Source organism: Streptomyces sp. NPDC034037, assembly GCF_055575715.1.
In genome coordinates this window covers 558,450-569,315 of sequence record NZ_JBVISC010000003.1, presented here as the reverse complement: position 1 = coordinate 569,315, position 10,866 = coordinate 558,450, and the positions used below count along the sequence as shown (strand labels likewise).

General features: G+C 67.6%; 11 protein-coding genes. 5 read left to right on the top strand and 6 right to left on the bottom strand.

The features are described 5' to 3' along the window. Positions 1-375 precede the first annotated feature (375 nt). Entirely contained in the window at positions 376-534 is a 159-nt protein-coding gene (locus ACZ516_RS13150) for a hypothetical protein (protein ID WP_469010080.1), read from the top strand. Positions 535-1,144: 610 nt separating this feature from the next. Here ACZ516_RS13150 and ACZ516_RS13145 read toward each other — a convergent pair. Then, entirely contained in the window at positions 1,145-1,306 is a 162-nt protein-coding gene (locus tag ACZ516_RS13145) for a hypothetical protein (protein ID WP_469010078.1), read from the bottom strand. Positions 1,307-1,724: 418 nt separating this feature from the next. Between ACZ516_RS13145 and ACZ516_RS13140 the strand changes: the two genes are divergently transcribed. From ACZ516_RS13140 to ACZ516_RS13125, 4 genes are all read left to right on the top strand, one after another. Next, a complete protein-coding gene (locus tag ACZ516_RS13140) occupies positions 1,725-2,504 on the top strand; it encodes an MEDS domain-containing protein (protein ID WP_361082007.1) in 780 nt (259 codons plus the stop codon). Further along, on the top strand, positions 2,501-3,457 hold the full coding sequence (locus ACZ516_RS13135; protein ID WP_361082009.1) for a sensor histidine kinase: 957 nt from the start codon (positions 2,501-2,503) through the stop codon (positions 3,455-3,457). Before ACZ516_RS13140 ends, ACZ516_RS13135 begins: the two co-directional genes overlap by 4 nt. 848 nt (positions 3,458-4,305) lie before the next feature. Next, complete coding sequence (locus tag ACZ516_RS13130; RefSeq protein ID WP_469010076.1) at positions 4,306-4,533, top strand: hypothetical protein; 228 nt, start codon at positions 4,306-4,308, stop codon at positions 4,531-4,533. Beyond that, positions 4,493-4,864 (top strand): hypothetical protein, encoded by a 372-nt coding sequence (locus tag ACZ516_RS13125; protein WP_469010074.1) that lies wholly within the window; start codon positions 4,493-4,495, stop codon positions 4,862-4,864. Before ACZ516_RS13130 ends, ACZ516_RS13125 begins: the two co-directional genes overlap by 41 nt. Before the next feature lie 280 nt (positions 4,865-5,144). Here ACZ516_RS13125 and ACZ516_RS13120 read toward each other — a convergent pair whose 3' ends face one another. The 5 genes from ACZ516_RS13120 to ACZ516_RS13100 form a co-directional block, all read right to left on the bottom strand. Next, positions 5,145-5,909, bottom strand: coding sequence for an SDR family oxidoreductase (locus ACZ516_RS13120; protein WP_469010073.1), 765 nt, complete (start codon positions 5,907-5,909; stop codon positions 5,145-5,147). A 154-nt stretch (positions 5,910-6,063) separates the two neighbouring features. Next, entirely contained in the window at positions 6,064-6,936 is an 873-nt protein-coding gene (locus tag ACZ516_RS13115) for a helix-turn-helix domain-containing protein (protein WP_469010071.1), read from the bottom strand. Between the two features lie 837 nt (positions 6,937-7,773). Next, complete coding sequence (locus ACZ516_RS13110) at positions 7,774-8,622, bottom strand: MerR family transcriptional regulator (protein WP_469010070.1); 849 nt, start codon at positions 8,620-8,622, stop codon at positions 7,774-7,776. A gap of 206 nt (positions 8,623-8,828) precedes the next feature. Next, positions 8,829-9,662 carry an alpha/beta fold hydrolase gene (locus tag ACZ516_RS13105; RefSeq protein WP_358696351.1) on the bottom strand — a complete coding sequence of 278 codons (834 nt, stop codon included), beginning with the start codon at positions 9,660-9,662 and terminating at the stop codon, positions 8,829-8,831. Between the two features lie 107 nt (positions 9,663-9,769). Beyond that, positions 9,770-10,609: an alpha/beta fold hydrolase gene (locus ACZ516_RS13100; protein ID WP_358696352.1), complete on the bottom strand. Its 840-nt coding sequence runs from the start codon at positions 10,607-10,609 to the stop codon at positions 9,770-9,772. Positions 10,610-10,866 lie beyond the last annotated feature (257 nt).

Genomic DNA, 10,866 nt, shown 5'->3' with positions numbered 1-10,866 from the left:
TCGGTGCGTATTCCCGGCGCACTACGGGCGCGCATGGCGACCCCGGGGGGCGCAAGCCGTCCTGGCGTGCGCTGCATGCGCCGGTTATATGCTTCCTCCCGCTTCTTCCCGCTCGCGCAATCCCGGTTATCTTGCCCCGATCCGGTCATAGTTGCGGATGCGGTGAGAAGGCCGGGTGCGCAGAGGGGGAGTTGGTAGAGGGTGAGCCAGTCCCATTCAGCGATGAGATCCCGGCCGTCAGGTGGGTGCCGAGGTTGTCCCTGACCGGCACCATCGGGCCGTCGAAAGACCGTGGCGGCGCTCCAGGTCGGTGTAGGCAGTCGGGCGCGGTAAAGGGATTGACCGGCGTGCGGAACGCGGCACGGTAATGTGGGGATGCTCAATCTGCCGAACGGCGTCTTCACCGCGAGCAAGGAGGGGACGGACGACGGCGCGGTGCACGAGGTGTACTCGCTCAAACGCCTTACGGCTACCGCGACCCGGCCGGTGACTGCCCCGCCGAAGTTCGTGCGCATTGTGCCCCTAGAAACCTGAGCTTCTTCGACGAGTACGAGACGAGGAGATTTTTCGTCTGCTGGTGGTACAGCGCAAGCAGCTCGCTGACCCGCGGATATGGCAGCTGTGGGGACGTTGCCGGGACCGCCGGCCGGGACTGGTCCGGATCTTGACTGATGCCGACCTCGGCGCGGCGGCTCTGTTGCAGTGGCCGCATCCGCCTCCCCGGGGTTGACGGTCCTGCTTGGCGCAGGTTGTAGAGACCGTCCATGGGCGTCCAACCACTCCAGCGCGGGCACGAAACCGCAGATCAGGGCCTCCTGGCCCGGGAGGGTTCGCCAAATTCGTGATACCTGAGTGATAGCGGCTGACGGCGGCCCGCGGTCGCTTCCGACGCGGTCCACTCTCCGTCTGCAGACCATGGTGAGCCGCGGTGATGATGAAGTCGATACTGCCATCGACGTCTTCGGAGCTGTCGACATCCGCATCGGTCTGGTGGAGATCCCACGTCGGGCTGCCGGGCGGAACTCGTATCGCCGGACCGACGGGGACAAGCCGATCTACACAGGGCGTGAACCGGGACAGCGCCCGACAGGCCCTCGGCGGCCTTCCACACCGCGGCGGTGAATCTGCGGCGGCCGTCCATGCCTCAGCCCTCGACGAGGCCACCGTGGGGAAGGATTCCCGGCGTGTAGCCCCGGGCAGGGGACAGATGCCGCCAGTCGAGGTCCCCCTCCTCCACGGACACCACTCGCCAGTCGTCCTCCTCATTCATGCCGCGGAACGCCTCGTGCAGGAAGTCGGGGAGCACCTCGCTGTCCCGACGGCCCGGGCGGCGCCGGTCCTCCGGAGGCGAAGCGGGGCGGATTGCTCCTTTTGGGGTGAGACAGGTTCTGGTGCAGGGTGAACTCGCCGTGATCGAGTGCGCCCTCCACTTCGTCCCAGCGCGGACCCGAGCCGGCTGCTGCCTGCTGTGGGGTTCGTACGCCAGGCGACTCGATGGGGGCAGGAGAAGCTGGTGCTGGACGTCCAGCGGCTACACGCACTGGACGATCAGACGTACCGCGGGGTCGTGGAGTCCAGGCATGATCTGTATGGCTTGAGAGGGCAAGACGGACACCTTGCCCTCTCAAGGAGCGCTCGACCGGGCGCAGTATTCTGTTGCCTCGCTGGACGGGACCGGATGGCTGGGAAGGGGCGAGGTGAGAGCGGCGCGGGCGTTGGCGACATTGGACGAGGTCGAGCTCGGTGACCACGTCTGCTGGCTCATGGATGGGGCGGCCGGATTCCCTGCGAACGCGCGGGCGTATATAGCGGACGGAGCCCTGTACGGGGACAAGATCGTGGTTGTCGGCTCTGGCGGCGTCACTTCCGGCTTTCCGCGTGTCGCCGTGCCCTCCACTTCGGTGATCCTGGATTCTCCGCGTCTTACCGAGCCCGACTTTGTCCTGGACGCGGTTCGCCGCGAGGCCCGGACCGCCGCACGGGAGGGCTACCGGTCAGTACGTGTACTTGCCGAAGGCATCCTGGCGGCGGAGTCTGCCAGCGCAGAGGACTTGCTGTCCCGGGAGCTGAAGCTGGACGAGTTCGCTTCGGAGAGCGGCGCCATCGTGGTATGCGCCTTTCGTCCATTGCAGTGGCAGGCGACTACGCTGGAACACGTGGTATGTGTGCACCCGCACGAGGTGGGCAGACGTGCGGAACGTCCGGCCTTCCGGATGTTCAGCACGGGTGCCGATAGCTGGAGCGTTGACGGAGTGATCGATTCGGAATGTGCGTCAACGTTCAACGCTGCGGTACGTGCAGCTACGCAACGTGCACCCGTGGTAAAACTGCGTTTCGACAACCTTGAGTTGATCGACGCCGCGGGAATGCATGCCCTTGTCGACGCGGCCCGCCACGTTCCGGGCCGCACGATTGTGGTGGAAGGCGCGAGTGCAACAGTCCGCCTGTGCTGGGAGCTCGCAGGCTACGCCACTGACGCCGTGCCGGTGGTGATGGCCGCATGACCACGCACGAGCACCCTGCAGAACCGGACATGACGGGGTTCCGTCACGAGCTCTATCCCTACCGCGGGGAAGCACAGTTCCTGACCGGGACGCTTGGCTTCATCCACGAGGCACTGGAAGCCGAGGAGGCGGTGGTCGTCGCGGTTCCACCGGCCAGGGCCTCCCTGCTGCGGGATGAACTGGCTGACGAGCCGGCCGTCACCTTCGTTGACACGACGACGGCCGGCCCTAATCCGGGCCGCCTCGTCGCCGCCTGGACGGCCTGGATGAGCGAGCGGGGCGAAGGAGACAGGCCCGTACGAGGGATCGGAGAAACCGCCTGGCGTCAGGCACGCAACGCCGCTCATCTGTCCGAGATGCGCTATCACGAATGGCTGTTGAACCGGGCCTTCGCCCAAAGCCCGGCCTGGTCGATGCTGTGCCCCTACGACGCCGCCGACGGAGACCAGGACGCCCTGCGGTCTCTCTCCCGCTGCCACCCGCTGATCCGCCGGGACGACCAGCACGTACGCAACGAGCAGTACCTCACCGCGGACGAATATCCTTTCGAGGCCCTGCCCGACCCTTGCGATCCGTTTCAGGAGCTGAGCTACACGCACGGCGACCTGGCGATAATCCGCTCGAAGGTCTCCCAGTGCGCTTCCGACGCCGGCATCCCAGATGATCGGCTACCGAAGTTGGCCGTGGCCGTCACAGAGATCGCCACGAACAGCATCCGCCACGGCGGGGGACGAGGAACCCTGCGCACCTGGGTGCAGGACTCCACGTTTCTTTCCGAGTTCCGTGACGCCGGCTACATCTCCGACGTGATGGCAGGCCGCACCCGTCCGGACGCGAACCAGATCGGCGGCCGCGGCCTGTGGCTCGCGCACCAGCTCTGCGACCTGGTCGAAATCCGCTCCACCCCCGACCAGGGCACCACCATCCGCCTCCACATGGACGTTCCGCAGTAGGGGCAGGGGCTCGGTAAGCAGCTCGGATGGCAGGACGCAGGCCTCCTCCGAGAGGAAGGCGCTGCCCCGGCCGCTGTCCCCGACTCCCGTGGCCAGGACCCGGCTGCCGTCCCCAATCCGGCCCAAGCCGACCGGCTGCTCGCGACGGTTGCCCAGCAGCGCGGGGCCATGCAGGAGTGGGACCGCGTCAGTCAGGGCGCGGTGCCCGAGGGGCGAGTCGGAGTCTTGGTCCGTGACTGGTCCGGAAGAGCTGGTCAGAAGCGGGATAGCGGTGGGAGGCAATGGGAGTTGCGGCGCAAAGCGGGCCATGCTCGGAGCGGGCGGAGCGGAAGGCGCCTGACGGGTAAAAGCCCCGTGCAGGCGCCTTCTTTCACGCCTCTAGAAGAACCCGAGCTTCTTCGGTGAGTAGGAGACGAGGAGATTCTTCGTCTGCTGGTGGTACAGCAGCTTTACCCCGACTGACCAGGGAAAACGGTGCTTTGTAAGCCTTTCGCGCGGGGGCTGGTCCGGGAATGGTCCGGATCTTGGTGACCACGGCAGCGGCGGCAGGGGCCAGTTGCATGGTGGGAAGTCGTGGGAGCGATCGGGAGCAGGTAGGGCAGTCCCATGGGTCGTCCGTGCTGAGGGCTACGGCCGGTGTTCGTCGCAGAGCCATCCGACGGGATAGAAGCGAGCGGGTGCCCCGCATGGTTGTACTCCAGCCCTGCACTTGCCCCGGTAAGCGATCGGCGGCGCCCCCGGCACCGTATGCCTTGGGCTCGGGGCGGATGCCGGTGAGCGGGGTGTCGGGATGCAGGAGAGCGGCACGGTGTCGTGGTCGGCCCGCAGGGAGTAGCGGCATAAACACGATGACCAGCGTCGACAACACCTCTTCGGGCTCGACCCGCACCGACACCGGCCGTGACCATGCCCTTCGGCTGCGCGGAGTGACCTGGCGCGTGTGGCGCCAGCACCGCGCCACTCACTGGACGCTCCTGATCGCCGGAGCGGTCATGACCGCGGCCTTCATCGGCGTTCACCTGGTGGTGGTCTCCCATGAAGGCCTCGACGTTCACCCTGCACTGGTCCGAAGGTGAGGGCTTCGACAACAGCGGACCTGTCCTCGTGGCGCTCACCCTGTTCACTCTCATCGGTGGCGCGGCGATCGGCATGATGCTTCGCCGGACATTGCTGTCCATGGTCGTCACCCTGGGCTTCGCCATCGCTGTACAAGTGGTCTGGGCACGCTTCCGGTTGTCCCTGGGGAGCGTTCTCACGGCCACCAGCCACGATGGGGCCGATGGCGCCCGCCCGCGCGTACCCGACAGCGCCTACATTGCAGACTCGTCCTACCTCACAGCGTCCGGCGACCTCTTGGCTGGGGCAGCTGCAGTGAGGCGACGGAGAAGGCAACCGAGGCTTGCCTGACGAAGGAGGGCGTCATTGGGTGGTCCACGGACCACATCCCGATGTCCCAGTTCTCCGCCATGCAGTGGCTCGGTGCCTCGATCCTCCTGCCCCCTGACCGCCGCCATCGCGGCATGCATCATCCTCCGGGGCCGTAGGCGCCTCGTCTGAGCGTCCGGACTCGGCATCCCCGCGCGCGGCAGTTGCCCACGGGGCTCGACGCCCCAGGGTGGTTCGAGTGGACGCTCTCCGCGGCCCGGCCCGGTGGGCGGCGGGGCGCCGCCCACCGGGCAGTGCTGGTTCATCGGGTGGTGTAGCCACCGTTGAGGAAGATGGTCTGGCCGTTGGCCCACCAGCCGTCGGTGAGCAGATGCGTCACCCAGGGTACGATGTCCTCGATCTTGGTGAGGTCACCGTTCATCGCGGACGACTTGTGGTAGGCGATGGAGTCGTCGTCCTCGGCGGGGTAAAAGAACGAGGTGTCCATCGGTCCCGGGGCGAGGTTGTTGACCGCGATGTTGCGGCCGAACAGCTCCTTCGACAGGGCGCGGGTGAAGTGCTCGACCGGGGCTTTGCTCCCCGCGTAGGTGGAGTACAGGCCGGTGTATGCGGCCAGCAGCGAGGTGACAATGGTGATGATCTTCCCGCCGTCCTCGATGCGGCGGGCGGCCTCGCGCATCACGAAGAACGCGGCCTTGGAGTTGACCGCGAACATCCGGTCGTACTCCTCCTCCGTGATTTCGGTGAGCGGCTTCTTCAGCACCATGCCGGCGGTGTTGATGCTGTAGTCGAGCTTCCCGAACCGGTTCACGACGTCGTCGAAGACCCGCTCCACCTCGGAGACCTGGGTCAGGTCGCCCTGGATCGCGAACGCCTCGCCCTCGCCGGCGTTGATCTCCTCCACGACGGCCTCGGCCTTGGCCCGGGAGGAGTCGCTGTTGTAGTGCACCGCGACCCGGGCGCCCTGCGCTCCGAGGCTGGTGCTGATCAGCCCGCCGAGGTTACGGGACGCGCCGCCGACGAAGGCGACCTTGCCGTTGAGTGTCTTGTCCGGGGTGGTGACCATGACTGCCTCCTGCGATGTGCTCGGGTGGGACGGCATGACCCCGGCGAACACCGCGGGCCAAGCCATACTCACCAGACTCACCGCAGAGGCGCATGTGGATCTTGAACGATCCGATCAGAGGTGGAACAAACCGCTCACGACTTCCCGCCGGCCGTCAGCGTCCGCCGCTACCGTCCCGCAGCAGCCGTGGAGTTGCACCGACATAGCGTCGCATCATCCGTGTCAGATGGCTCTGGTCCGCGAATCCTGCCTCCGTCGCGATCTCCGCAATCGGTCTGCTGGTACGGGTGAGCTCCCCTCGTGCGTACTCCAGACGCTGCTGCATCACGTACTGGTGCGGGGATTCGCCGGTCGATGCTTTGAAGACTCGGGTGAAGTGGGATTCGCTGACCTGGGCCACGGTGGCCAGTTCCGCCAGCGTGACCCGCTGCGAGAGGTTCGCGTGGATGTAGTCCATGACTTCGGCCAACCGGCGCGGCGGCAGCCCGCCCTCTCGGCCAGGCAGCGTCCGGCCTTCGGCGGCCACCCGCAGTATCACCGCGGCGGCCGCCTGGACCAGTGACTGCGCGTACAGGGAGTCCGCAGGGCCGGGGCCGGAGTACTCCGACACCAGACGCTCCAACAGCATCTTCAGCAGCGGATCGGTGAAGTGGAACCGCGGAACCAGCTCTACCTGGCCGGCGGCGCCGCTCTCGGCCGTCAGCTGCTCCAGCCATGCCGGATCAATCCCCAGAAGCAGCAGCTCCACGTCGTCCTGCCAGCGAGGCCGCGACGCCCATCCGGCGGGATTGACCAGCGCCTCCCCGGCATGAAACCGCTCCTGGCGCGGTGTCCCGTCCGCTGACCAGCGCAGATTCGCCGACCGCCCCGTGTGCACCACCAGCACATGCACCGGAGGGCCCACGGACAGGGCGACGTCCGATCTGCCCGCGGCGCGCTCGATCGACCGCTCGGCCACCGCATGGCCGAGATCGGACCCGCTGCCGTCCAGACACCGCAGATGAGGCTTGATGCGTGAAACACCCACCACACCAGTATTCACCCTCATCACAACACCAGCCTGCTACCTGCCGGGAGCGCCACGGCTGGAACGCGCACGGCCCCGGCCCCTGCAGGGTGTACGGCCCGGTCGGGTGGGTCGGGCCGGCTGTCTGCGCGTGGGGCGCGACGACGGCCGAGCGGGTTCGCATCACATCCGCTCCGGGCGGCCCGGCACATGCGTGCCGTCCAGGGCCAGGTAAGCGACCTCGTACCCCTACGATCGCCGGCGACGCATAGGAACTACCCCGGCTTGCTGCCGAGTGAATTCGGTGGCCTGAACGCTGAGGGCCTGAGGGCAGGGACCGACACCGGCCGATTCACCATCGGGCACTGCGCCGGAGCGGATCGGGGCAACGGCGATGGGGCCCCACCTGCTACATCGATGACGACGGTTACCGCGGCGGCTTCACGCGGCGGGTCCTCGCACCGACCCGCCGCCGGCGCCCGCCCTCAAATGCGGCCGAAGGATCAGAACATCAGGACGAAACGCGGTGGCAGAGGCTGCGCGCCTGCCTGGTGAAGAGTCGGGGGGGGAGGGCGCGGCCGCGGCAATGCGACGCCCGGTGACGGGGCTCAGTAGCAGCATGCGCCGGCGCGGTCATGGCCGCCAGGGCCACAACGAACGGGGCTGCGATGCTCATCGTGCGGCGCGTTTTGGCAGTCATTGTTCCTCTTCACTGATTGAGGGTTCGCCCGGAAGGTCACGGGCACGCTCACGTTTTCGCAGATCAACGCCGCTGCCACATGGGTACCCCCAGAGCGGTGTGAGCGGGCTTCGTAGTCGCGGACCGACACGCATGGACCGGCGACGGCGGTTCTGAGGTCACTCGACGGCGCTCGGCTCACGGAACTCACACAAGGCCACGGCAGTTTCGACCCCGTTGGGGTGCAGCAGACAGCGCATACGGGAGGTGTCGGCGTAAGCGCCGTCAAAGGGGTGCGCGAGGAGACGCGACAGCGCAGTGGCGTGCTTGGCCATCGAGCTCTTGCCCGGCATGAAGATCGACAGCTCGTCACGGGACCCGAACGTCTCCACCTCGATGTCGGCAGGCAGAGACGCCAACGTCTCTTCATCCGCCGTGACGGGGACTTTGACCAGCCAATGCGGTCCCTCGCCGGCGTTGACTCGGCTCTTCTGCTCCGGCGTCTCGGTGGCCAGGGCCCGCCACGGCGTCCCGGCTACCACGCCTCCGTACGCCTCCACGGTCCTCACCACGTGCTGAACAGCGGCAGCGGCAGCGACCGCGGCGTCGGCCGCATTCCAGTCGTACCGGTTGCGCCCGGCGGGCGGGCGCGGCACCAGCTTCGACGCCACGGTCATCTCGTTCACGTGGCGCAGGACCGCTTCGGGAGGCGACGCGAGCAACTCGCGTGCGTCCCTGATGGCCTCGTCTTGGATTCGGCGCTGCCGACGCACCTCCGTCACGTGCTGCCGCAGGAGGATCAGTGCCTCGTCAGGTTGGTCGAGAGCGCGTCGGACGAGCGTCACGCTCATACCGGTGCCGCGCAGTACGGCGACCAGCATGGCCCGTTCGACCTGCCCGAACGTGTAGGAGCGGTAGCCGGTCCACTCGTCGACATCGGCCGGAACGAGCAGGCCTTCGGCGTGGTAGTACCGAAGTGTCTGCGGCGGCAGGTCACACATCTCACTGAACTCACTGATCGACAACATGCTGCCATCCTCGGCCTTGCAGCGACCGCAAGGTCCAGTCCCGAGCCCGTGCCACGTGGAAGCGGCACGGGCCTGTCAGCCCGCGCTACGTCGAGGCCCCACGGCGAACGGTCCTGCCGTGCAGCAGCGGGGGTACGGCTCAGCTTCCCGCCCGGCGCGTGACCGGCCGCTTGCCGTCTCGCGTCAGGTGAGGCGTCGGCCGCTGGTCACTTGGCGAGGAACGCGAGCAGGGCGTCGGTGACTTCCCGAGCATGGGTCCACAGCAGGCCGTGGGGTGCGCCGTCGATGACGACGTAGTCGGCCTGCGGGAGTGCCTGGTGGAAGCGCTCCCCGGTGGCCTCGATGGGCAGGATGCGGTCGGCGGTGCCGTGCAGGATCAGTGCCGGAACGTCGATCTTGGACACGTCGGCACGGAAGTCGGTGGACCAGGTGGCCACGCAGGCCAGGGAGGCGTACGAGGAGGCACCGGCGGCCACGTTCCAGCTGTTGCGGACGGCTTCCTCGCTGATGCGCGTGCCGAGGTTCTCGTCCAGGTTGTAGAAGTTCTCGTAGAAATCCGTGAAGTAGGCGTAGCGGTCGGCGGTGACGGCACCTTCGATGTCCTTGAAGATGGTGCCGTCGACGCCGCCGGGGTTGTCGTCGGTCTTGAGGAGGAAGGGCTCCAGCGAGGCGAGGAAGGCGGCCTTGGCGATCCGGTCGGAGCCGTAGGTGCCCAGGTAACGGCCGACTTCACCGGTGCCCATGGAGAAGCCCACCAGAACGGCGTCGTTGACGCCGAGGGTCTCCAGGACCACGTTCAGGTCGGCGGCGAAGGTGTCGTAGTCGTAGCCGGTGGTGGGCTGGCTGGAGCGGCCGAAACCGCGCCGGTCGTACGTGATCACGCGATAGCCGGCCGACAGGAGTGCGGCGGACTGCTTCTCCCAGGAGTGGCCGTCGAGCGGGTAGCCGTGGATCAGCACGACCGGCTGCCCCGCGCCGTGGTCCTCGTAGTACAGCTCGATGCTGGTGGAGTTTTCCTGGTCGACGGTGATGAACGCCATGGTGGTTGCTGCCTTCCGGTGTGAATACGTCTGAGGGTGAAGTGCACGGTCGGGCACGGCTGTGCGGGTGCGGTGAGGTGTGACGGGCGACAGGGCGGGCCCGTCGGTCATCGGACCGTGCGGGCTGCTTGCTCGACGATGCGGGTGACGGCGTCGGGGCGGGACACGGATACCGCGTGTGACGCGTCGACGGTCGTCGTGCGGGCCTTGGCACGGGCCGACATGTAGCGCTGGGTGGCCACGGGGATGTTGCGGTCTCCCGTGGTGACCAGCGACCAGGAGGGGATCGTCTTCCAGGCGGCCTCGGTGGACTTCTCCTCCAGTGCGGCGGCGGCGATCGGCCGCTGTCCGGTTGCCATGAGCCTGGCCTTGGCCGCCGGCACGTCCGCGGCGAACTGGCTGCGGAACTTCTCGGGCTTGATGTACACGTCCGCGCCTTGACCGCCGCCGGGCAGGGAGTAGTTGACGGACTCGACGGCCTGGCCGAGGGTGCTCCCGGGGAACTTGTTGGTCAGCCCGATCGAACTCTCGCCCGTGTCGGGGAGGAACGCCGCGATGTAGACCAGAGCCTTCACCTTGTCCTCCATGCCCGCGGCGGCCTGGCTGATGACGGTGCCGCCGTAGGAGTGGCCGACCAGGACCACGGGCCCGTCGACGTGTTCGAGGACGCTGCGCAGGTAGGCGGCATCGCTCGCCGGACCGCGCAGCGGGTTGGCGGCCGACACCACCGGATAGCCGGCGCGCTGCAGCCGGGCGACGACACCGTCCCAGCTCGCGGCGTCGGCGAACGCTCCGTGCTCCAACACGATCGTCGGACGTTCCGCGTGGTGGGGCGTCGCGCCTGCGGTGCCGGGCAGGGTGACGGCGGCGACGGACAGACCTACGGCCGCGGTGACACCGAGCAGTGCGGTTCTGCGGCTCGGGCGGACGTGGCGGGTGATGCGCATGCGTGAAATCCCTCTTGGTTGGTTGATGGCCCTCGACGGGCGGGCCAGGCGAAACAGGCCGACATGTTCGAGGAGCAAGGCCCCGAGCCGCCTGGCGTGTGACTGAGTTGACGTACGTCCGCACCATGTGTCCGGCCCGGACCGGGGCATTGCTCTCGTCCGGTCACCGGGAGTGGGGCGTCCTTCGTCTCGTATGACGACTCGTATTACGACGGGACGGCCGGGCCGGTTCACTCGGAAATGAGCTGCTCGTTCCC